18 protein-coding genes and 2 pseudogenes are annotated in these 23,069 nt (G+C 60.1%); 14 read left to right on the top strand and 6 right to left on the bottom strand.

Going from position 1 to position 23,069, the window contains the following annotated elements:
* Nucleotides 1–166: 166 nt before the first annotated feature.
* Nucleotides 167–250, top strand: a pseudogene (locus ACOYW1_RS24295) (hypothetical protein); the annotation flags it as partial.
* A 61-nt stretch (nucleotides 251–311) separates the two neighbouring features.
* Complete coding sequence (locus tag ACOYW1_RS24290) at nucleotides 312–1,016, top strand: mechanosensitive ion channel family protein (protein WP_482420091.1); 705 nt, start codon at nucleotides 312–314, stop codon at nucleotides 1,014–1,016.
* A 9-nt stretch (nucleotides 1,017–1,025) separates the two neighbouring features.
* Here ACOYW1_RS24290 and ACOYW1_RS24285 read toward each other — a convergent pair whose 3' ends face one another.
* The 4 genes from ACOYW1_RS24285 to tpx form a co-directional block, all read right to left on the bottom strand.
* Nucleotides 1,026–1,643: an HD-GYP domain-containing protein gene (locus ACOYW1_RS24285; protein ID WP_482420090.1), complete on the bottom strand. Its 618-nt coding sequence runs from the start codon at nucleotides 1,641–1,643 to the stop codon at nucleotides 1,026–1,028.
* Entirely contained in the window at nucleotides 1,559–1,936 is a 378-nt protein-coding gene (locus ACOYW1_RS24280; RefSeq protein WP_482420089.1) for a hypothetical protein, read from the bottom strand. Before ACOYW1_RS24280 ends, ACOYW1_RS24285 begins: the two co-directional genes overlap by 85 nt.
* A 161-nt stretch (nucleotides 1,937–2,097) precedes the next feature.
* Nucleotides 2,098–2,877, bottom strand: coding sequence for an exodeoxyribonuclease III (locus ACOYW1_RS24275; protein ID WP_482420088.1), 780 nt, complete (start codon nucleotides 2,875–2,877; stop codon nucleotides 2,098–2,100).
* Nucleotides 2,878–2,940: 63 nt separating this feature from the next.
* Nucleotides 2,941–3,441, bottom strand: coding sequence for a thiol peroxidase (tpx, locus tag ACOYW1_RS24270; RefSeq protein WP_482418154.1), 501 nt, complete (start codon nucleotides 3,439–3,441; stop codon nucleotides 2,941–2,943).
* A gap of 553 nt (nucleotides 3,442–3,994) precedes the next feature.
* On the opposite strand from tpx, the gene gcvT reads away from it, so the two are divergent.
* The 4 genes from gcvT to ACOYW1_RS24250 all read left to right on the top strand — a co-directional run bounded on the left by gcvT (nucleotide 3,995) and on the right by ACOYW1_RS24250 (nucleotide 11,957).
* Nucleotides 3,995–5,791 (top strand): glycine cleavage system aminomethyltransferase GcvT, encoded by a 1,797-nt coding sequence (gene gcvT, locus ACOYW1_RS24265; protein WP_482420087.1) that lies wholly within the window; start codon nucleotides 3,995–3,997, stop codon nucleotides 5,789–5,791.
* Nucleotides 5,748–6,641 carry a hypothetical protein gene (locus ACOYW1_RS24260; RefSeq protein ID WP_482420086.1) on the top strand — a complete coding sequence of 298 codons (894 nt, stop codon included), beginning with the start codon at nucleotides 5,748–5,750 and terminating at the stop codon, nucleotides 6,639–6,641. Before gcvT ends, ACOYW1_RS24260 begins: the two co-directional genes overlap by 44 nt.
* Before the next feature lie 731 nt (nucleotides 6,642–7,372).
* Nucleotides 7,373–8,107, top strand: a complete 735-nt coding sequence (locus ACOYW1_RS24255) for a FadR/GntR family transcriptional regulator (RefSeq protein ID WP_482420085.1) — start codon at nucleotides 7,373–7,375, stop codon at nucleotides 8,105–8,107.
* Nucleotides 8,108–8,339: 232 nt separating this feature from the next.
* Nucleotides 8,340–11,957 carry a bifunctional proline dehydrogenase/L-glutamate gamma-semialdehyde dehydrogenase gene (locus ACOYW1_RS24250; RefSeq protein WP_482420084.1) on the top strand — a complete coding sequence of 1,206 codons (3,618 nt, stop codon included), beginning with the start codon at nucleotides 8,340–8,342 and terminating at the stop codon, nucleotides 11,955–11,957.
* A 477-nt stretch (nucleotides 11,958–12,434) separates the two neighbouring features.
* Here the strand turns inward: ACOYW1_RS24250 and ACOYW1_RS24245 are convergent, their stop codons facing one another.
* Nucleotides 12,435–12,839, bottom strand: coding sequence for an MBL fold metallo-hydrolase RNA specificity domain-containing protein (locus ACOYW1_RS24245; RefSeq protein ID WP_482423810.1), 405 nt, complete (start codon nucleotides 12,837–12,839; stop codon nucleotides 12,435–12,437).
* A 106-nt stretch (nucleotides 12,840–12,945) separates the two neighbouring features.
* Nucleotides 12,946–13,953, bottom strand: a pseudogene (locus tag ACOYW1_RS24240) (MBL fold metallo-hydrolase); the annotation flags it as partial.
* Between the two features lie 415 nt (nucleotides 13,954–14,368).
* Here ACOYW1_RS24240 and ACOYW1_RS24235 point away from each other — a divergent pair.
* The 8 genes from ACOYW1_RS24235 (at nucleotide 14,369) to ACOYW1_RS24200 (ending at nucleotide 22,874) form a co-directional block, all read left to right on the top strand.
* Nucleotides 14,369–15,421 (top strand): FUSC family protein, encoded by a 1,053-nt coding sequence (locus ACOYW1_RS24235; RefSeq protein ID WP_482420083.1) that lies wholly within the window; start codon nucleotides 14,369–14,371, stop codon nucleotides 15,419–15,421.
* Nucleotides 15,422–15,652: 231 nt separating this feature from the next.
* Nucleotides 15,653–16,369, top strand: coding sequence for a phosphorylase family protein (locus ACOYW1_RS24230; protein ID WP_482420082.1), 717 nt, complete (start codon nucleotides 15,653–15,655; stop codon nucleotides 16,367–16,369).
* A gap of 458 nt (nucleotides 16,370–16,827) precedes the next feature.
* Entirely contained in the window at nucleotides 16,828–17,436 is a 609-nt protein-coding gene (locus tag ACOYW1_RS24225) for a poly(R)-hydroxyalkanoic acid synthase subunit PhaE (protein WP_482418147.1), read from the top strand.
* A gap of 87 nt (nucleotides 17,437–17,523) precedes the next feature.
* Nucleotides 17,524–18,663, top strand: a complete 1,140-nt coding sequence (gene phaC, locus ACOYW1_RS24220; RefSeq protein ID WP_482418146.1) for a class III poly(R)-hydroxyalkanoic acid synthase subunit PhaC — start codon at nucleotides 17,524–17,526, stop codon at nucleotides 18,661–18,663.
* A 44-nt stretch (nucleotides 18,664–18,707) separates the two neighbouring features.
* On the top strand, nucleotides 18,708–20,426 hold the full coding sequence (locus tag ACOYW1_RS24215) for a PHA/PHB synthase family protein (protein WP_482420081.1): 1,719 nt from the start codon (nucleotides 18,708–18,710) through the stop codon (nucleotides 20,424–20,426).
* Between the two features lie 206 nt (nucleotides 20,427–20,632).
* Entirely contained in the window at nucleotides 20,633–21,037 is a 405-nt protein-coding gene (locus tag ACOYW1_RS24210; protein ID WP_482420080.1) for a MaoC family dehydratase, read from the top strand.
* 759 nt (nucleotides 21,038–21,796) lie between these two features.
* Nucleotides 21,797–22,540 (top strand): alkene reductase, encoded by a 744-nt coding sequence (locus ACOYW1_RS24205; RefSeq protein ID WP_482420079.1) that lies wholly within the window; start codon nucleotides 21,797–21,799, stop codon nucleotides 22,538–22,540.
* A 4-nt stretch (nucleotides 22,541–22,544) separates the two neighbouring features.
* The gene (locus ACOYW1_RS24200; protein ID WP_482420078.1) at nucleotides 22,545–22,874 is read left to right on the top strand and encodes a hypothetical protein; all 330 of its coding nucleotides are present in this window, start codon (nucleotides 22,545–22,547) and stop codon (nucleotides 22,872–22,874) included.
* Nucleotides 22,875–23,069: the final 195 nt, after the last annotated feature.

Genomic DNA, 23,069 nt, shown 5'->3' with positions numbered 1-23,069 from the left:
TGCCTCCGGCGACCCTGCCGGAGGCATGTTGAACCGTTACATCGTCCCTTCATGTATCCCGTCATGTGCCGCTCCGTCCCGGTGACATCCTTTCCGGCACGCTGACGCATCTTTTTGTCTTGTCATTGCCATCTCATTTAAGACCCATCAACCCAAGGAGGATCCAATGGAATCCATTGTGATGAAGCTTCAGGAGTGGCTGGCGTTTTACGGTTTGAAAGTGGTGGCGGCCCTGGTGATTCTCGTGCTGGGGCGCATTGCCGCAGGCATTCTTCGACGCGTGCTTCGAAATATCATGGTCAAGGGGAAAGGTGGAACCCACCCTCATCTCCTTTGTCTGCAGCGTGGTGTACGTGGGCCTCATGGCCTTTGTGATCATCGCGGCCCTGGGCAAGCTGGGGATGCAGACCACCTCGTTCATCGCGGTGCTCGGTGCCGCAGGTCTTGCCGTGGGCCTGGCCCTTCAGGGCTCTTTGGCCAACTTCGCCTCCGGGGTCCTTCTGGTGGTCTTTACCCCGTTTAAGGTGGGGCACTTTGTGGAGGCCGGAGGCACCCAGGGCACGGTGAAGGAGATCGGCATGTTCAGCACCGTCATCAAGAGCGTGGACAACAAGCGGATCATCATCCCCAACGCCCAGGTGACCGGCGGCATCATCGTCAACCACACGGCCGAGGATATTCGCCGGGTGGACCTGGTGGCCGGTGTCGGGTACGGGGATAACCTGGATGAGGTGAGACAGACCCTGGAGGACATCCTGAAAAATGAGCCCATGGTCCTTGAAAGCCCCGCCCCCACCATCGCGGTGAGTGAGCTGGGGGAGAGCAGCGTCAACTTTGTGGTGCGTCCCTGGGTAAAGACCGCCGACTACTGGAGCACCTGGTTTTCCCTTCAGGAGGCCATCAAGAAGAGCTTTGACGCCAAGGGCATCTCCATTCCATTTCCCCAGCGCGATCTTCACCTGAATCTTCCCGAAAACGGGCTCAACGGCCTGACCCAGGGCAGCGCCGGAAGCTGAGAATCCGGATCAGGCCAGGCAGGTGCAGAGGTCTTTAAAAAGGGTTTTATCAAAGGCTCCTTTGGTGACCACCTCGTGTTTGATGAGGTTCAGGGTATCAAAGGGGCTTTTGATTTTGCGGTAGGTTTTTTCCCGGTGGGTGAGGTTCTCGTAGCTGTCGATGAGGCCGATGAGCTGGGCTTCGAAGCCGATGTGGGCGATGCCCCTGGGGTACCCGCTGCCGTCTAGGCGCTCGTGGTGCTCCAGGATGGCCCGGGAGATGGAGAAATCAAAGGAGCCTGTCTCCTTGATGATGTCGATGGCGGCGTGGGTTTTGTACTCATCAAACTCTTTGGTGGTGAGCTTGCGGTTGGTGATGACGATGTTGGGGTCCAGACGGGTTTTTCCGATGTCGTGGAGAAGGGCGGCCAGGGCCAGCTGCCTTGCCTCGTCCGGGGAGAGCTTGCAGTGGGTGCAGTAGAGCATGGTGATGGCCATGGTGTTGATGGAGTGGTCCATAATGGATCGGTCCACGGTGGAGCTTTCGGCCAGCTGTTTTAAGATCAGAGAGTTGTTTCCGTAGCCGTCGAAGACAATGTCGATGGTTTCGGGGAGCTGGGACAGGGAGCTCTCCGAGGGCTTGGCCATGGCCTCGGAGACAATGTCGCAGAGGATGGTCTTGAACCCTTGGTGAGCCCGCCGGGGGTCAGGCTCTGCCGCAGGTGAGTGTTGAAACTTGTCTGCAGCTCGTCCACGGCGGCCTGGCTGTCGCGTTTGTGGATATAGATCCGGGGAGGGCGGGTCCGGGCGTCTTCGGTGAAGTTGATGCGTTTGCCCTTGGGCTTGTACAACACGAAGTCGCCGCTGTCCGCCTTGCAATAGAGAGGAACCGAACGGTAATAATGAACCTGGCTCTCCTTGACTTGAATGAAGTCCCCCATACCCCCACACATCACACTCTGGAAAAATGACATCAAAACAACGTCATGCGGCCTCCCCCAATGGGCCGCACGATTTCTGATTGTTGATATCGGCTGCATGTGGAGGAATCTTTACGGTTCCCGTCTAAAAAAATCAGGGTCCGGGGCCTTTTTTCAAGGGATCACAAGATCAAGACCGATGGGACAGTGGTCCGAGCCGAAGATATCGTTGTCGATCCAGGCGTCTTTGATCCAGCCGTTCTCTGCGATGTCCCGGCTGACGTAAAAGTAGTCAATGCGCCACCCCGCGTTGTTCTGGCGTCGAAGTGATAGGACCACCAGGAGTACTTCTCCTCCTCCGGGTAGAGGTGGCGGAAGGTGTCCACGTAGCCCATGGCGAGGATACGGTCCAGCCACTCCCGCTCAACGGGGAGGAAACCCGAGCGCTTGGAGTTGGCCTTGGGGTGCCGCAAGTCGATTTCGTTGTGGGCGGTGTTGACGTCCCCGCAGATGATGACGGGGCGGCCCTTGTCCCTGAGGGCGTTGGTGTAGGCAAAGAACGCATCGTAGAACCGGAGCTTGTAGTCCAGCCGTTCATCGCTCTGCTGGCCGTTGGGAAAATAGACGTTGAAGAGGGTGAACTTCTCGTACTCAAGCTCCAGGATTCGCCCTTCATCGTCAAACTCCGGGGTCCCGATGCCGTGTCGCACGGCCACGGGGGCGGTTTTTGTCCAGGCCCCGACCCCGCTGTACCCTTTTTTGACCGTGGAAAACGACCAGTGAGCCTTGGACCCGTTGAGGGCCGTCATTTCCGGGGTGAGCTGGGGCTCCTGGAGCTTGGTCTCCTGGACCATGAGCACATCGGCCCCAAGCCGCTCCGCGGCCCCTTCAAAATCTTTCTTCCAGACGGCCCGGAGGCCGTTGACATTCCATGATACCAATCGCACGTTGTCCGATTCCATCGTTGTCCTTTCTCTGCGCAATCATCGGTTAACGGTGGCCCCCTTATAAGGGGGCGCGTCGCATCAGGCCAGGGTGGCCAGGATCTCTTCGTAGGGGGGCTCTTCCTTCAGGTCTTTTGAAAAGGATGAATAGATGACCGTCCCCTCTTCGTCAAGGACCACAACGGCCCGGGCCAGGAGCCCCTGCAGGGGCCCTTCGGCAATGCGGACGCCGTAGGCATCCCCGAACCCGCGGGTGCGGAGCTCGGACACCGGGATGACCCCGTCGATGCCCTCGGTTTCGCAGAACCGCTTGTGGGCAAAGGGCAGGTCGGCGGAGACGCTCAGGACCTGGGTGTTGGCAAGGGAGGCGGCCTCCTGGTTGAACCGGCGCACCGACGCCGAGCAGACCGGCGTGTCGATACTGGGGAAGATATTCAAGACGATGCGTTTGCCCGCCAGGTCAGGAAGGCTCACATCCGTCAGGTCGGTCTTGGTCAGGGTGAACCCCGGGGCTTTGGACCCGACATCGGGGAGGTTGCCTGTGGTGTTGGCGGGTGTGCCGCCGATCATGATCACTGCCATGTGTTCTCTCCTTGAAGGTTAAGGCGTTGTGGTGCCGCCATGCATTGATGAACAGCGTCGATGAAGATGGGTATACAAGATGTGTGCCGGGGCGGGAGGGCCCACGCATGAAGATGTAAAAAAGAAGGTATTTTGACGGTTTGTGGGATTATATCAGCTCTTCGGCGGGCAGGGCAAGGGGGGATGGGCCGCGGCCGTGAGACGAAAGTGCATCGGGTGTCTCCCCTTGCACGTCAGTGGGTGATGCGGGGGTGACACAGGGTTAACGCATTTAGATTTTTGCCTCCGGCGGCCCTGCCGGGGGCCAAACTTTTGAAAAGTTTGACAAACAGGTTTTGTTTTTTGAGGATGCGTCCCTACAAGGCATAGCCCCTCTTCTTTTTTCAAAAAGCGACCCGCCGGAGGCAACTGAATGATTAAATGCGTTGACCCTCAGGGGTGACATCCCAATGGTTCCTTTTGAAGGGCCTCGGTGGTACAATGGCCCATCCGCACCGGATGTACCCATCTGAAAATTCCCGGGTAATGACACAGGCCAGAGGAGGAGACGACCATGACGGAACTTCACCGCACGCCGTTTTTCACCTGCCACCTTCGGGCCGGAGCCCGACTCGTTCCCTTTGGGGGATGGGAGATGCCCCTGGAGTACCCATCGGGCATCGTGGCCGAGCACCTCACCACCCGAAAAAAGGCCGGGCTCTTTGACGTCTCCCACATGGGGCGTTTTGTCGTCTCCGGAGACGATGCCCTCGGCTTTCTTCAGCATGTCCTCACCAACAACGCCGCCGCCCTCGCCGTGGGGGAGGCCCAGTACACCATGATCCCCACCGAAGGGGGCGGGGCAGTGGACGATGCCTACCTCTATCGGTTTCAACAGGAGGGCTTTCTCTTGGTGGTCAACGCCGCCAACCGGACCAGGGACTGGCACCATTTTCAGGCTCACCTGGAGGCGTTCCAGGATGCCTCCCTGCATGACGCCACCTTTGACCAGGCCATGCTGAGTCTCCAGGGCCCCACCTCCAAAACCCTCCTTGCCGGCCTGTTGGAGGAGGGGGCCCTGCCCGAGCCCAGGCGCAATGCCCTCTCCGAGGTGAAACTTAAGGGCGTGCCCGTGCGACTGGCCCGTACCGGGTACACAGGCGAACCCCTGTGCTTCGAGCTCTTCTGCGACACGGCCCATGGCGAGGCGCTCTGGGAGATGCTCGTGGCAGAAGGCGCCGAACCCATCGGCCTGGGGGCACGGGATACCCTGCGCCTGGAAGCGGGTTTGCCCCTGTACGGCCACGAGCTGGGGCAGGACCCCGACGGGGGAGAGATCCCCGTGTTTGCATGCCCCCTTGCGCGGTTTGCCGTGAGCTTGAGCCCCCTGAAAGGCGATTTTGTGGGGCGGGAGGCCCTGACGCGGCAACACAGGGCGTTTTCTCGCCTTGTGGCCGGTGATGATTCCCTCAAAGGGGATCTGCCCCGCATGGCACAGCCCCTGGCCCTTACGGGAAAAGGCATCGCCCGGCAGGGATGCCGTGTCTTCAGGCGCGGTGCCCCGGTGGGCTATGTGAGCAGCGGGACCATGGTCCCCTACTGGGTGATGGACGGGGAGGGCATCCGCACGCATCTGACCGGGGAGAAGGGGCGGCGGGCCATCTGCATCGCCATGGTGGACAGCGATTTAAGGGAAGGGCAGGCCCTGGAGGTGGAGATCCGGGGAAAGATGAGCGAGGCTGTCATCGTGCCTTGCCACATGCGGAGCGATGCCCCGCCGTACGCACGGCCGGTGCTGGCGGACACAGCCCCGCACCAGGACGATGAGGACGCCGTGGGCGAGGTGATGCCCAAGGTTCGGGCCTTGATAAAGGAGGCCGCAGACAACACGGCCTGGCGCCAGGGTGCCTGCATCAACCTGATCCCCTCCGAGCAGTCGGTCTCCCCGGTGGTCAAACTCCTCTCGGTCATGGATCCGGCCGGGCGCTATGCTGAGCACAAAAAGGTGGCGGCCTTAAAAGATGCCGAGGTCTTTTATTATCAGGGCACCGACTTCATCGCCCGGGCAGAGGCGCAGCTTGAAGTGGAGATGCGGACCTTCCTGGGGTGCGCCCAGGCCGAAACCCGTGTGATCTCCGGTCAGATGGCCAACACCGCGGTCTTCAGTGCCATGGTGGATTACCTCAACCGGGCCGACCGCAAAACCGAGCAGCGCCGCATGCGCCGTGTCATGAACCACCACATCATGAAGGGGGGACACCTGAGCGCTCAGCCCATGGGCGCCTTAAGGGACTTCATCGCCCGGGACCCGCGTACCGAAAAACCCCGTGGCGCAGTTTCCCGTCCTTGGCCACAACCCGTTCAAGGTTGATGTTGATGCCTGCAGATGGCTCCTGGAGGCCGAAAAGCCCGAGTTGATAATCTTCGGCAAGAGCATGGTCCTGCACAAAGAGCCGGTGCGGGAGATCCGCGCCATGGTGGACGAGCTGGGCCTCGATGCCGTCCTCATGTACGACATGGCCCACGTCCTGGGCCTTGCCGGTCCCTGGTTCCAGGAGCCCTTTGCCGAAGGGGCCGACCTTGTCACCGGCTCCACCCACAAAACCTTTTTCGGCCCCCAGCGGGGCGTGATCACCGCCGACATGGCCGACGACGATCCCCGCCTTCCCCTGTGGGACGCCATCACCCGGCGCACTTTTCCCGGCAGCGTGAGCAACCATCACTTAGGGACCCTTTTGGGGCTCTGCGCCGCGGCCATGGAGATGAACGCCTTTAAACAGACCTACCAGAAGAAGGTGCTGGAAAATGCCTGCTACTTTGCCCAGGCCCTTGCCGACTGCGGCCTGGAGGTGGCCGGTGACCCGGCCGAAGGCTACACCGAGACCCACCAGGTGATCATCAAGGTGGGCTACGCCAAAGGCCCGGAAGCCGCCCGGCACCTGGAAGAGAACAACATTCTGGTGAACTACCAGGCCATCCCCGAAGAGGAGGGCTTTACCGCCTCCGGCGCCCTGCGTACCGGCGTTCAGGAGATGACCCGCTTCGGCATGGAAAAAGAGGATTTCGGCGCCCTGGCCGAGCTCATGGCAGATGTCCTCATCAACGGAAAATCCGTTCGGGATGAGGTGGCGGCCTTCAGGGGCCGGTTCACCCAGATGCGCTACTGTTTCAGGAACGAAGAACTCGACGGCCTTTTGGAACAGCTGCATCAGTGGATATGAGGGTGTTGTACCTGCCTTCTATGGTTAAAGTGGGCTCAAAAAGCGTGCCTCCGGCGGCCAGGGGATTTTTGGCCTAAGTGGCTTCGCCACCCCTGGACCCCAGGTTGCGAAAGCCCTCCCCCTTCGTTCCTCAGGTGAAGAGCTTCCGCGAAGATTTTCGTGAATACTGAGCAAAACCTGTTTGTCAAACTTTTCAAAAGTTTGGCCCCCGGCAGGGCCGCCGGAGGCATCTTTAACTTGGCTGCCTCCGGCGGCGAGGTGGAGCCACCTCGAAAGCTGATTGCGCGTGCACATTTTCCTTCGTTCCTCAGGGAAATGCGCACGCGCCTTCGGCTCGGGCTTCGCCCGACATAAAGGCCCATGGTTTATGCGGGCTGGTTCACAAGCTTCGACGGAACAGGATACGTTGTTGCTACTTGTCCATTGTGGATCTAACCGCACTGCCGGCGCTCCTGCTGGATGCGCTTTTTTTCTATGTTGCGCATAAGAAGGCAATCGAAACGTTCAGTTCACCGCTCCTCAGATGCTTGCCCGTGTATAAAGAACTTTTTCAGAATGTTGTCTCCCTTGACAAAGGCTGGGTGTGTAAAGTATCTAATGGTTAAACCATTTGATCTTTGCGCCTGTTTTCTTCCTTTTTGTGGGCTGGCATCGCCCTGGAAAGGACCAGAATGCGGGCGTTGTTCCGTTGAACCGTGCACCATGACCGGCCAGGGAGCCGTGAAAAACATATGTTTGAGAAAGCAAAACAGAGTCGCATTTTCCAAGACGTGGTGGACCAGATCCAGGAAGCCATCCTGGACGGGCGCATCAAGCCCGGCGAGAAGCTGCCCTCCGAGCGGGAACTCAAAGAGACCTTCAACATCAGCCGGGGCACCTTAAGGGAAGCCCTTCGGGTCCTGGAGCAAAAAGGGCTTATTGAGATTCGCCTGGGCGTCCATGGCGGGGCCATCGTCAAGCAGGCCTCCACCGAGCCCATGCTGGAGAGCCTCTCCCTTATGGTGCGGCGAAAAGAGATCCCCTTTGAAAACCTGCAGGAGTTTCGAAGTTCCGTGGAGGCGGACATCGCCTCTTTGGCCGCCCAGCGCCGCACCGACGAGGACATGGTCTCCCTTGCCGAAATCCTGGAAGAGACCCGGGTCCACCTGGAAGACCACTATGACTGGGACGCCTTCATCGCCGCCGACGGCAGGTTCCACCAGGAGCTGGCCCGCATCGCCCGCAATCGCCTCTTCTCCCTGGTCCAGAAGGCCGTCCACGAAAACATCCACGAGTACTACGAGGCCTACCTGGCAAGGAAAAAAGAGATCCTGGTCGAGAACCACCAGGACCTCATCGATCTCTTTCACGCAGTTAAAGACGGCAACGGCGTCCGCGCCGCTGCCCTCATGGGCAGCCACGTGGTTAAATTCGACCGCCATATGACAAAGCTCGTGAATACCCCTACCTCGCCTGTCGCGCCGTAGCCCGCGACGGCGAGGGTGGCGAAGCCACGATAGCGAAAACACCTCGAAAGCTGATTGCCCTTGCACTCGGAACTCACCACGGGCGAAGCCCGTCAGGGAATGTGATGAGCCTGAGGAACGAAGGCGAAAGAGCATTCCCGAACCTGGGGTCCAGGGGATTTATCCCCTGGTTTTTATGCACGTTAACCAGAAAAGATAGATTGTGACTTATATGACATAGGAAGGAAGGATCATGGAAAAGCAGACAGAAGCGAGACTGGTTCAGGAGGCGGTGGCTCTGGCCGAGCAGTGGCAGACCCGCGCCAACGAGTTGTTGACCCCGGATGAGAAGAAGATTCAGAAGATGATGAGTCGGCTTCTTACCCACCCCATGGACAAGGTGATCCTCACGCGGATGATCGACGAGAGTTTTCGGTCGAGCCTCACTCCCAAGGTGGCGGATCGGGTCTACACCCTCCTGAAGGAGAAGGGGATTCCCAAGTTCATGGGGCCCCTGGAAAAATCGCTGATGATGCTTTTCATGGGGGTGGGGCGCCACATCCCCTGGGTCTCCGTGCCCCAGATGGTGGAGCAGATTCGAAAGCAGAGCAGCCGGGCCGTGGTCCCCGGCGAGGAGGGCCCCTTCAAGGCCCACCTTGCCAAGCGCAAGGACGAAGGGGTCCGCATGAACATCAACCACATCGGCGAGGCCGTGCTGGGGGAAGAGGAGGCGGAGCACCGTCTTGAAGCCTATGTGCGGGACCTCTCCAGCCCGGACATCGAGTACATCTCCGTCAAGATCTCCACCATCTATTCCCAGATCTCTTCCCTGGCCATGGACGACACCGTGGCCGAGTTGAAAAAACGCCTCACCGTGCTTTTTACCACGGCCGAGAACCACACCTACACCCGCAAAGACGGCACCACGGTGAAAAAGTTCGTGAACCTGGACATGGAGGAGTACAGGGACCTGGAGCTTACGGCCCGGGCCTTCATGGAGACCCTGGAGCAGAAGGAGCTGAAAAATCACTCCGCGGGCATCGTTCTCCAGGCCTATCTCCCGGACTCCTGGGCCATGCAGCGCAGGCTCACCGAGTGGGCCAAAGAACGCGTGGCAGACGGCGGGGCACCCATCAAGCTGCGCATCGTCAAGGGCGCCAACATGGAGATGGAGCAGGTGGAATCGGCCCTGCACAACTGGCCCCTGGCCCCCTTCGACAACAAACCCTTTGTGGACGCCAACTACAAGCGCATGGCCGAGTACGCCATGGAGCCCGAAAACATCCAGGCCGTGCACCTGGGCATCGCCTCCCACAACCTCTTTGAGCTGGCCTTTGCCTATGCCATGGCCAAAGAGAACCAGGTCACCGAGTACTTTGGCTTTGAGATGCTCGAAGGCATGGCCGACCATGTGCGACGGGCCATTCTGGAGACCACCGGGGATGTGCTCCTCTACGCGCCGGTGGCCGGAAAAGAGCAGTTCATCAACGCCATCGCTTACCTGATTCGCCGCCTGGACGAGAACACGGCCCCGGAGAACTTTCTGCGGTACGCCAACGACCTGAAACCGGGGTCCAAAGAGTGGACCTTTCTTGAAAAGGGGTTCAGGGCCTCCCTGGAACTGCGGGAAAAAGCGCCGAAAATTTCCAATCGCGTCCAGGATCGTACGGCAGAAACCTGGGACGATTTTGAGGGCGGCAGCCATCACACCGGGCGCTTTATCAACGAGGCCGACACGGACTGGGCACTTTCCGGAAACCGGTCCTGGGCCGAAGGGATCCGGGATGCCTGGATGCCCGCAGCGGACAAAGCTCCCCACGAAATTCCCGTGGTGGTGGCAGGCGACGAGCGCTTTGAGGGCAAAAAGATCCGGGAAGGCATGGACCCCTGCCAGTTCAGCGAAAAGAAAAAGGAGAACATCGTCAGCGCCCGCTACGCCATGGCAGACGACGCCGACGCCGAAGAGGCCCTGGAAACAGCCCTGGCTGATCCCGACGGATGGCGGGCCCTGGGCTGGGAAGGCCGTCACGAGGTCCTCTCCCGGGTGGCCGTGGAGATCCGCAAGGCAAGGGCAGACCTCATGGGTGCGGCCGCCGCGTCCACGGGCAAGCTCCTCACCGAGGCCGACGTGGAGGTCTCCGAGGCCATCGATTTTGTGGAATTCTACCCCTTGAGTGCCCGCAAGCTCGCCAGCCTTAACGGCGTCACCGCAACGGGCAAGGGCGTGGGCCTTGTGATCTCTCCCTGGAACTTTCCCATCGCCATTCCCTGCGGCGGCATCTCCGCCTCCCTTGCCGCGGGCAACACCGTGATCTTCAAGCCCGCGTCAGACGCGGTGCTGCCTGCCTGGATCCTCTGCAACTGCTTCTGGCGCGCCGGGGTTTCCAAAAAGGTTCTCCAGTTCATGCCCTGCTCCGGGGCCACCACCGGCCAGAAACTGGCCACGGACGAGCGGGTGGATTACGTGATCCTCACCGGCGGCACCGACACCGGGCTGGCCCTTTTAAAGGCAAAACCCACCCTGGCCCTCTCCGCCGAGACCGGGGGCAAGAACGCCACCATCGTCACCTCCATGTCCGATAGGGACCAGGCCATCAAGAACATCATCCACTCGGCCTTCGGCAACACCGGCCAGAAGTGCTCTGCCACCTCCCTGCTGATCCTGGAAAAGGACGTGTACGAAGACGCCCAGTTCCGCCAGCAGCTGGTGGACGCGGCCCGAAGCTGGTACGTGGGCTCTGCCTGGGAGTACAAAAACAGCATGGGAACCCTGGTGAACCCGCCCTCAGGGGACCTGAAGCGGGGCCTCACCGAGCTGGAGCCCGGGGAGGAGTGGGCCCTGAAACCCGCCCAGATAGGAGACAACCCCTACCTCTGGAGCCCGGGCATCAAGTACAACGTCAAGCCCGGCAGCTACACCCACATGACCGAATTCTTCGGGCCCGTGCTGGGGGTGATGAAGGCCGACAACCTGGAGCACGCCATCAGCCTTGTCAACCAGACCGGCTACGGCCTTACTTCGGGCATCGAGAGCCTGGACGACCGGGAACAGGCCCTCTGGAAGAACAGCATCAAAGCCGGAAACCTTTACATCAACCGAGGCACCACCGGGGCCATCGTCCTGCGCCAACCCTTCGGCGGCATGGGCAAGTCTGCCATCGGATCCGGTATCAAGGCGGGCAGTCCCAACTACGTCAGCCAGTTCATGGCCGTGGAAGAGACCCCGACCCCGGTCTTTCCCCCGGTGCAGAAGGAGACAGCCCTCTACCGCTGCTGCCAGGACCTGGAGTCCAAGGCTGCCTGGGGAGGCTTTGGCGCCATGGGCACGGAGATCACCCGGTTCGTCCGGTCTGCCTTCAGCTACATGGGATGGTACGAGACCGAGTTTGAAAAAGAGACCGACCACTTCCGCCTGAGGGGCCAGGACAACATCGTGCGCTACCTGCCCGTGGGCCACGTGGTGGTGCGCGCCACCGGGGACGATACCCTTGCAGACATCCTTGCCATGTGCACGGCAGCTCTTGTCACCCGGAATAAGGTAACCCTGAGCCTGTCACCCGAAGCCCCCGAAGAGGTGTTTGCCTTTGTGGAGAGCGCAGACGGAGAGCGACTCCTTGCCGGGGTCACCGTGGCCAAAGAAGGGGAAACCTCCCTGGCCGCTTACCTCAAAACCGCAGACCGCATGCGCTTTGCCGCCCCGGACCGCGTGCCCGACGCCCTCCTGGCCAAAGCCGCCGAGACCGGCTTCTACATCGCAAGGACCAAGGTCCTTGCCGAAGGCCGCCTCGAACTGCTCCAGTACGTCCGTGAACAGAGCATCTGCGACAACTACCACCGCTACGGCAACCTCGGAGAGCGGGGGCTGTTGTAAGGGTGAAAAAAAACGTGCCTCCGGCGGCAAGGGGCTAAAGCCCCTTGACCCCAGGTTCGGGAATGCTCTTTCGCCTTCGTTCCTCAGGCTCATCACATTCCCTGACGGGCTGCGCCCATGATAAAAGGTTCTATACAAAAGCCCCGCCTGCATTCAGGTGGGGCTTTTGTGTTGTGTGTATTGGCTCGTTCCCAGGCTCTGCCTGGGAATGATCTTCGGAGGCTCTGCCTCCATGTTTGATGTCGAGAAAGCCTGCGCCAAGCGCCATTCATCGAATTTTATATACCGGCAAGGCAGAGCCTTGCTTTAAACACCCCCAGGCAGAGCCTGGGAGCGCAGAGATACCCAGGTGCGATGTATTGCCCCTTGCCTCGGCACTCATCACGGGCGAAGCCCGTCAGCAAATGTGAAGGGGCGAAGCCCCGGAACATTTGTGAGACCTGGGGTCCAGGGGATTTATCCCCTGGCTGCCGGAGGCTATTCCATGGTGATGGTCTGTCCCCGTTTGGGCACAAAGGCGTTGAGGCCTTTTTCTTTGAGGAAGGCGGCAAAGGCTTTGGATTGCTCTTCTTCCCCGTGGACCACGGCGATGTTTTTCACCTGGAGGTTCGATTTTTTGAGAAAGGTGTGCATCTCTTCGCGGTCGGCGTGGGCGGAGAATCCGCCGATTTTCACCACGTCGGCTTTGAGGGGGTACTCCTTGCCCAGGATTTTGACCATGGGGGGCTTTCCTTTTCGGCCGTTTTGCTTGTAGTCCCAGCCCAGTTCCATGATGCGGCGTCCCAGGGTGTGCTGGGCCATGTACCCCACGATGACGATGGTGTTGTTGGGGTTGTGGACCCGGTACCGCAGGTGGTGGAGGATGCGGCCTGCTTCGCACATGCCCGAGGAGGAGATGATGATGTGGGGGGTGATGGACGATGACGATGGTTGATTCGGCCACGGTGCTGATGTAGGAGAGCCCTTTGAACTCGAAGGGGTTCATGCCTTTTTCCAGGAAGGTGCGGTGGGCCTCCTTGTCGTAGACCTCCGGGTGTTCGGCAAAGACCCGGGTGAGGTTGCCGGCCAGGGGGGAGTCCACGAACACGGGGAACTTGGGGATGCGTCCTTCGTTTCTCAGCTCGTGGATGATGTAGACCACGTCCTGGGTTCTTCCGAAGGCAAAGGCGGGGATCACCACCACGCCTTTTCTGTCGAAGGTGTCGTTGATCACCTCGGCCAGCCTGTCCTTGAGCTCTTCGGCGGGCTCGTGGTGGCGGGCGCCGTAGGTACTCTCCATGATCATAAGGTCGATGGGGCCGATGTCGTCCGGGAAGTGGAGGGTGGGGTTTTTCAGGATGGGCCGTCCGAAGCGCCCGATGTCCCCGGTGTAGATAACGTTGAAGCGCCGTCCGTTATCGCGGAAAGAGAGGAGGCACAGGGCAGAGCCCAGGATGTGGCCTGCCTCGTAAAAGGTGACGGTCATGCCCTTGCCCACGGTGATGGGCGTGTTGTAGGGGTAGCCGTCAAAGGCGGAGAGGGCTGCCTCGGCGTCGGCCATGGGCTCCACGCTGTTGAGGTTGTGCTTGGCCAGGAGCTCTGCGATGGCTCCCTTGTTGAGGCGCAGGCCGTTGTGCTTGAGGAGCTTGGTGATCTCCGAGCGCTCCCGGTTGGTGAGCTTGTTCTTGCCGTTGGCCAGGTTGTAAAGGTGGCCGCGGACGGTTTTGTAGTTGAGGTAAAGGGCGTCCGACTCCTGGATGTGGGCGGAGTCCCGCAGCAGGAAGGAGCAGGCGTCGGCCGTGGTGCGGGTGGTGATGACGCGGCCGTTGAAGCCTCCTTTGACCAGCAGGGGGATACGCCCGGAGTGGTCGATGTGGGCGTGGGAGAGGATCATGTTGGTGATGAACTCGGGGTCCACGGGGAAGACGCGGTTTTTGGCCTCGGTCTCTTTGCGTCGGCCCTGAAAGAGCCCGCAGTCCAGCAGGATGCGATCTTTGCCTGCCTCAAGCAGGTGCATGGACCCGGTGACTTCGCGAATGGCACCGTAGAACGTGACATGCATGGAAGACTCCTTTCACCCCGGCCAGTCGCCGGAGCGGCATGGGATATGGCGGCAAGGTAAGCCACCAAAAAAACGGGTTGGGGAAGATAGTTAACCCTTGTTTGTCGAGCTGGCTGCTGTTGTGCCCGGTAATCCGGGTTTTGGATGTTTTTTTAACATATGGCAGGGGATGCGGGGTGTCAACGAAGCCTGTTGATGCAAGTAAAAAAAGGTATCTATTCAGCTCCTAAAAAGCCTTCGGAGGAGCTGCCGTGGGGCAAACTTTTGAAACATTTGACAAACAGGGCAGGTCGGTATATCGACAAGGGCGAATCGGGCCGCACGTGGCCCGATCCAAATCCCAAGACCCCAGACAAGGGACCTTCCGATCATGAGCATCGCCACCTTTTTTGAACGCATCCCCGCCGCCCACCTGCGGCATGGCTTGAAAACCGGCCTGGCCTCCCTCATCTCCTATGAGGCGAGCCGCGCCATGGGCCTTCCGTACGGTTACTGGGCGGTCATCTCCACGGTCATTGTCATGCAGGTCTACGTGGCAGACTCCGTAAGGATGTGCCTCTATCGCTTTTTCGGCACGGCCATGGGCGCGGCCATCGGTATTTTCTCCATCTGGGCCTTTCCTCCGGGGGACCTCTGGAACGACGCGGCCATTGCCCTGACCCTGGGCTTCTGCGGGTTTATGACCCGGTACAGCCCCCGGTTCCGCATGGCGGCCATTACGGTTTCCGTGGTTTTTGTGGGCAGCTTCGGCTCCCCCATGGACGAGCGGATCGTTTATGCCCTCTGGCGGGTCCTGGAGATCACCCTGGGGGTGGGCACCGCCTTTCTCGTGTCGGTCCTTATTTTTCCGGAGCGCCTGGAAAAACACCTGAGCGAGCGGCTGAACAATCAGAAAGGCCAGGCCGCAGACCTCTGCCGGGAGCTCACCGCAGCCTTTGTCCACGGGGTTGCCTCTCCGCCGTTTCACGGGATGCAGGCCCTCTCGGCAGAGATCAGGAAAAATCGGGAGACCCTTTCGGGCATCACCCACCACGAGTTTCTTTTTGTGCGCAGAAAAAGGGGAGATACCCTGGAATCGGTCATCAACGGCCTGGAGCGCACCGCAGAACACCTTGCCGTCATGGCCCACGCCCTGGAAAAAGAGGCCCTGCTCAAAGAGCGGTTCCACATGGAAAAAGAGATCCTGGACCTTGCCGAAGCCTGCACCGTGACCCTCACCCGCATGCGGGACACGGACGAGCCCGTGGACTGCTGGGACCTTCGGCTGGCCCTTTCCGCCTGCGATGCCCGCCTCCTTGCCTTGCGAAAACAAGGGGCCACCTTTCGTTTCGACCTGGACATCCTGGCCGGGTTCTATGAATTCTACAGCGCCCTGAAAGCCCTGGCCCAGGATTTGATCCGGGGCCCATACATGAACAGATAGGTAACTATTCAGTTCAAAAAAGACAGCCTCCGGCTAAAAGGTGTGCCACCTTGAAAGCAGGTAGCGGATGCGTTTTGCCCCTCGTTCCTCGGGTCAAATCACATCCGCCTTTAAAGCGACACCCGTGAACATGTTTTTTATGACCTGTTTGTTAAACTTTTTAAAAGTTTAGCCCCCGGCAGGGCCGCCGGAGGCATGAGCTGAATAGTTTTAAGATTAAGGAAGTTGCACATGCAGATTTCAACCATTGCCGTCATCATGGCCATGGCCGAAGAGGCCGAGCCGTTTATTCGAGAGATGGGCCTTGTGCCTGTGGAGGCCGCCATTGACGGCCCGTTGCCTTTGGACGTTTACGCCGGAAAGGCGGGGACCGCGGACCTGGTGCTCATTGTGGGCGGAAAGGACCCGCGCCACGGTGTGGATTGCGTGGCCACCCAGCCTGCGACCCTGGCGGCGTACCTGGCCATCGAGCGGTTCAAGCCAGACCTCCTTATCAACGCAGGCACGGCAGGGGGCTTTCGCGGCCGGGGAGCCCACATCGGGGATGTGTACCTGGGGAGCGGGTGCATCCGGTTCCACGATCGTCGCATTCCCATCCCCGGCATGGACGCTTACGGCGTGGGATCTTATCCGGTTCCTGAGTTCAAGGGGCTTGCGCGGACCCTTGGCCTGAAGCGGGGGATCATCTCAACGGGCAACTCTCTGGACATGGTCCCCGAGGACCTGGAGCGGCTTCGGGCCAACGGGGCCGACGTCAAGGAGATGGAGGCCGCGGCCATTGCCTGGGTGGCGGACCTCTATCATGTGCCGCTCCTTGCCCTGAAGTCCGTCACAGACCTGGTGGATACCGAGACCCCAACCCAGGAGGAGTTTCTGGCCAATCTTTCCCTGGCCTCCGAGGCCCTTCAGGAGAAGCTCACGGCGGCCATTGCCTACTGCACCGCCTGATCCGTGGCTTCCGGCCCGCTTCCGTTTCCCGGCCATCCGCGAGGCCCTGGGGGCGGGCCTTGCGTGGGGCTGTAAAATTTTCTGACACCCTGAAAACCCTGGGTTTTCCCTGACGTCCCGCAGGCCATTTCCTACAGGGCGTTTCCCGTTCCATTTTTCTTCCTTTCTTGCCCCTTCTGATCCAACCCTTGCGAAACCGCGAATTACCCCGCCCTTCGTGCCCATTCCCCATAATCCGTACTTGTCTGAGGATCCTTTGTGAAAATTGATAGCTTAAGTATGGCATTGTTTTTGCTAGTTTGCATTGTAACGTATCGCTTTCATGTGTCAGCGATGCGATCCGGGGCCGATGGGTTGGCCCGAATGCCGGAGGCTGGTTGGTTCCGGTGACGTCCATTTCGGGTGAGCCGGAGCAAAGCCGACCGGTTTTCACCCCGACAACACAGCGAGGAAAAAAGATGGCGGCTTTTTACGAGGAGTTGTTCAAGCAGAATGCCACCCTGTGGAACAGCATGTCTGAGTCCATGGGATCCCTTGGAAAAGACGGAATGACAGGGCTTACCTCCTTTTGGCGTGAGTCCGGTGGAAAAGCCATGGAGCGGTTTCTGACAGGCGGGTTTCCCGGTCGCATCGGGCCGGCGTGTTTTCATCAGGAGAAGGTGGACGGGGCCGTGAAGCACCTGGGGGCCCTGAACGCGGCGATCCTGGAGTTCACCGCCTACATGATGCTGCCCGTGGAGGCCGCTTTCAAACATGCCGTCAAGGAGATGGGCAGCGCGAACACTCCCGAGGATTGGAAGGCTTTTGGCGAGCACATGATGCGCCACATGGAGGAGGGGTACCAGGGGCTGTTTACGAGCAAGGGATACCTGGATTCCCTGGACATGCTCATGGTGACGGCCGGAGAGGCCCGGCACCGGATGATGGGGGTGGGAGAGGACCTCCTCCAGGCCTCGGGGGTGCCGTCCCTGCGGGAGATGGATGCCCTGTCCAGGGATGTGTACCAGCTGAAAAAACGGGTGGGAGCTTTGGAAAAAGGGGACGGCGTGTCCCAGAAGTCCGCGTGACCGACCCTTCAGTTGGTGTGAACCCGGTCGCGGCGTTGTTGCGGTGCGACCCCAGTCAAAACAGCCTGCATGAAAACGGAGGACCCCATGAATTTTTCCACCATACAGACAGCCGAGTCCCTTGCCCGGGAGTCCATGCGAACCTTCAGCCAGGGCATGGCTTACGCGGAGGAGAGCCTTCGCAACCTCTCTGAGAACCTGGATACCGATATTGCCACCACCCCTTTTGAGGTGGTGTACACCGAAGATCGGATCCGTTTGAAGCACTACTGCCCCAAGAAGACCAGGGGAAAAGGGCTCAAGACCCCGCTTCTCATTGTCTACGCCCTGATCAACCGGGAGACCATGCTGGACCTCCAGCCCGACAAGAGCGTGATCAGGAATTTTCTGGAGGAGGGCGTGGACGTCTATGTGCTGGAGTGGGGCTATCCCATGCGCAAGGACCGCTGGCTCACCCTGGAGGACCACATCGAGGGCTACATAGACCATGTGGTGGATCATATCCTGAAGACCAAGCGCCTGGCCAAGCTCAACCTCATGGGCATCTGCATGGGGGGCACCATGGGCGCAGTGTATGCCTCCCTTCACCCGGACAAGGTGAAGAACCTCATCACCACGGTGACCCCCACCTGGTTCGACACCGAAGAGGGGCTGCTCCATCTCTGGATGAAGGAGACCCACGTGGAGAGGGTTGTGGAGGCGTGCGGCAACATGCCCGGCGACGTCATGAACCTGGGCTTTCTCATGCTTAACCCGGCCAAGCTGGTGGTGGAGAAGTACCACGGGCTCATGGCCAACCTCAACGACAAGGATTTCCTCGAGAACTTTATCCGCATGGAGAAGTGGATCTTCGACAGCCCGGACGTCCCCGGGGAGACCTTTCTGGAATTCATCACGGCTTTTTACCGGGAAAACCGTCTGCTCAACGGCAGCTTCACCCTGGGCGACAAGGCCGTGGACGTCACCCGCATCACCATGCCCGTTTTGAACATCTACGCCAAATACGATCATCTGGTGCCTCCTTCGGCCTGCGACCGGTTTACCAAGGCCGTGGGAAGCGCCGACGTTCAGGACCTCTGTCTCGACACCGGCCATATCGGCATTTACGTGAGCTCAAAATGCCAGAGAGACTTCGTGCCCCATATCGCGGGGTGGCTCAAGGAGCGTGACGGGGCAGAGGTCCGCAAAACCAAGGGCGACAAAGAGAAGGCCACGGCCGCCGCATGATATTCGGGACCGCCCGGCGGTCCCAACGGAAGAGAGGGATGGAGATGAAACGCGATACACAGACTGACCGATCGTTTCAGGCACTGGACACCCTGTGGCACGCCCTGCAGGGGCGGGGAACCATGAACTTTTCCCCGGTGGCAACCGCCCTTGCCGCCGGGGACTGGGCCATGCATTTGGCCAACTCCCCGGCAAAGCAGACCGAACTCTGGATGGCCCTGGCCACCCTGCCTGCCGCCCTTCAGGCAGAAAAGGCCCACGCCGTGGAGACCGAAGGTGGTGCAGCCGACCGTCGGTTTAACGGCGAGGGCTGGGCTCAGGAGCCCTTCTGCACCTTCCGGAGCCTCTACAGCCTGGCTTGCCGGGCATGGGACACCCTGGCCGTGGGGGGGCCCGGGGTGGAACCCCACCACGGGGAACTCATGGCCTTTATGGGGCGGCAGGTGCTGGAGCTGGGGTCTCCGTATAACTACCTGGCCACCAACCCCGAGCTGCTCCGCCTGACCCGACAGGAGAAGGGGGGCAACCTCGTGCGGGGCCTCTGCCACTACGCCGAGGACATGGGCCGCCTGCTTCAGGGCATGCCCCCGGCCGAGGCCGGTGCCTTTGAGGTGGGCCGCAACCTGGCCGTCACCGACGGGGAGGTGATCTACCGCAACCGGCTCATGGAGCTGATCCAGTACCGTCCCTCCACCCCGGAGGTGTTTGCGAACCCCGTGCTCATCGTTCCGGCCTGGATCATGAAGTATTACATCCTGGATCTTTCGGCTGAAAACTCCATGGTGAAGTACCTCGTGGACCAGGGCCACACCGTGTTCATGGTCTCCTGGAAAAACCCGGCCACAGGCGATCGGGACCTCGACTTGGAAGACTACATGGACTCAGGGATCATGGCGGCCCTGGACAAGCTGGAGGAGGTGGTGCCGGGCCGAAAGGTCCACGGCGTAGGGTATTGCCTGGGAGGTACCCTCTTTGCCATAGCCGCCGCGGCCATGGCCCGGGACGGGGACGAGCGGCTCAAGAGCCTCACCCTCATGGCCGCCCAGACCGACTTCACCGAAGCCGGAGAGCTCATGCTCTTCATCGACCCGGCCCAGCTCAGTTTCCTGGAGGACATCATGCGCTTCCAGGGCTACCTGGACACCGGGCAGATGGCAGGGGCCTTTCAGTTGCTGCGGGCCTACGATCTTATCTGGTCCCAGGCCGTGGGCCGGTACTTAAAGGGCGAGCGGCGGCCCATGAACGCCCTGATGACCTGGAACGCCGATGCCACGCGCATGCCCAGCCGGATGCACAGCCGCTACCTTCGGGAGCTGTTCCTGGACAACGATTTTTCCGAGGGGCGCTTCGAGGTCAAGGGAAGGCCCGTGGTGATCAGCGACATCCATGTCCCCATCTTCCTGGTGGCCACCCAGAAGGACCACGTGGCCCCCTGGACCTCGGTGTACAAGCTTCACCTGGCTGCCGATGCCCGCAGCATCACCTTTGTGCTCACCGCAGGGGGACACAACTCGGGCATCGTGAGCGAGCCCGGTCACCCGGGTCGATCCTACCGCATGGCCACCCGGCGGGAGGGGGAGATCTACGTCCCCCCCGAACGCTGGCTCGCCAGTACCCCCGTCAAACAGGGCTCCTGGTGGGTGGACTGGCAGAAATGGCTCATGGCCGGATCCGGGCAGAAAGGCGCGCCCCCGGCCCCGGGCCGGTTTTCTGGGGAGGGAGAAGGCTGCGTTGCTCCGGGGTCCTATGTCTACGGGCGGTGAGCCCGCTCAAGGTAAGGGCGGGACAAGAGCAAAACATATAAAAACGATGCCTCCGGCGGCAAGGTGAGCCACCTTGAAAGCTGGTTGCCGCAGCGCTTTAACCCTCGTTCCTCGGGTTAAATCACTGCGGCATTCAGGCACAACGAAAATATGTGCTTTTTGCCTGAACTCTTCGATAAAAAGTTAAGGATACATGGAGGCACCTCATGACCACGCGTTCGGCGCAGGGCTCCTGCGCAGAGTTTGCCAAGACCATCACGGAATGCGACATCAACGGATACGCCGGAATCACCGGGGATTTTAATCCCGTGCACATCAACGATGTCTATGCGGGGGCCACCCGCTTTAAAGGGCGCATTGCCCATGGCATGCTGACGGCGGGCCTTATCTCCAATGTTATCGGCACGAGGCTCCCCGGACCCGGGACCATCTACCTGAGCCAGAATCTTACCTTCACCGCCCCGGTGAAGGTCAACGACACCATCACCGCCCGGGTGGAGGTCACCGAGCCCCCCACCGACAAAGGGCTCACCCACCTCAAGACCACCTGCACCAATCAGGACGGGACCCTGGTGCTGGAGGGCACGGCCACGGTGATCTGGCCCCGCTGACAACCGATCCAAAAAGCCCGCCTTTTATGGGGAACGCGGGGACAAAAAGAAGGCCTTCTATGGTTAAAGTGAGTGGAAAAAGCATGCCTCCGGCGGCGAGGTGAGCCACCTCGAAAGCTTATTGCCCTTGCACTTTGCCCTTCGTTCCTCAGGGCAAAGTGCAAGGGCCTTCGGCTCGGGCTGCGCCCGACATAAACGCTGATGGTTTATGCGGGCTGGCTCACAAGCTTCGACGTCACAGGATACGTTGTCGCTACTTGCTCATTGTCGATTTAAGCGCACTGCCTCCGGCGGCAAAAGGCGGGGCACCTTGAAACCCTATGGCGAATGCATGAAGGCAACCATTTCGCGACAGGTTTCGGGGCATTCGCGTGATGTGCGACATGTGGCAACCGGTTTTGCAGAAAAGGCCCATGTCATTCTTCTGGAATACTGATTCGTATATACCTCGGGCTGAAAGTCTCTTCCTCAGGTGCCGGCGGGCCGTGACGTTGCCGGAGTGCGGGCCATGTTGTGCGTTACATGGTACCGTCTTGCCCTGTGATGAGGTATGATAAAGAAATAATTCATTTTGTGGAGGGTGCTTGCATCGTGCATGTACACATCTCCACAAGCATACCGCTGTGATTTCGCCCGAGGAACGAGGGGGAAAGCACAGCGGTAACCAGCTTTCAAGGTGGCTCACCTTGCCGCCGGAGGCTTTTTTGGCTCCGCCCTTACCCTTCGTTGACCAACCCCCAAAAAACAGGAGATCAGGCCATGTCCCGTGAGATGCTCTTTTCCCCGTTTCACATCGGTCCCTTGACCCTTCCCAACCGCGTGGTGATGGCGCCTTTGACGAGGAGTCGGGCAGGGGAGGGCAACGTCCCCCATGCCCTGAACGTGGAGTACTATGCCCAGCGGGCCACGGCAGGGCTTATCATCAGCGAGGCCACCCAGATTTCGCCCCAGGGGGTGGGGTATCCCGGCACCCCCGGGATCCATTCATCGGAGCAGGTGGCGGGCTGGTCCCAGGTGACCGGGGCCGTGCACAACAAGGGGGGGCGCATCTTTCTCCAGCTCTGGCATGTGGGGCGGGTGTCCCACCCGTCCCTTCAGCCCAACGGCGAAAAACCCGTGGCGCCCTCGGCCCTTGTCCCGGCCGGGGAGAGCTTTACCCCGACGGGCATGGCGCCTTTTGAGACGCCCCGGGAGCTGGGCTCCGAAGAGATCCCCTGCATTGTGGCCCAGTACGCCGAGGCAGCGGAGAACGCCATGGCCGCAGGGTTTGACGGGGTGGAGATCCACGGAGCCAACGGGTATCTCATCGATCAGTTTTTACGGGACGGCACCAACCACCGGACTGATGCTTACGGTGGCTCTGTGGAGAACAGGGGGCGTTTTTTGCGGGAGGTGACCGAGGCCGTTCTGAAGGTGGTGGAGCCAGGCAGGGTGGGGGTGCGGCTATCCCCTGAGAACAGCTTCAACGACATTCGGGACAGCCATCCCCAGGCCACCTTTTGATGCCGTGGCCGAGATGCTGAGCTTTTATCGCCTGGCCTATCTCCACGTGGTGGAGGGCGATTTTGTCTCCGGGGAAACGAACCTGGATTACTCACGGCTCAAGGAGCGGTTCCGGGGGCCGTACATGGCCAACGCGGGCTACACCAAAGAGCGGGCCGAAGCGTCCCTTCGAGACGGCGTGGCCGACCTTGTCTCCTTCGGAGCCCTGTACATCGCAAACCCGGACCTGGTGGCCCGTTTTGAGCAGGACGCGCCCCTGGCCGAGCCGGACGAATCCACCTATTACGGAGGCGACGCCAGGGGCTACACCGATTACCCCTTTTTGGATCGGTAGCCCGGGTATTTCGTGGGAAAACGACCCGATAAAAATACGAAAATCGCTTGATCATAGATCGATCCGTCGGAGACAAAGGGTTAAGGTGTTTAGATGTTTATTTTCTAAATTATTTTATAAAAAAGTAGGCAAGTCGTATTCCTCGATATAGGATATCCCCGTTCGTATTCGATTCGGCAGCAGCCTCGGCCACGG

Source organism: Desulfoluna sp. CYM3A (assembly GCF_056829965.1).
This window is presented reverse-complemented; position numbering and strand designations above follow the sequence as displayed.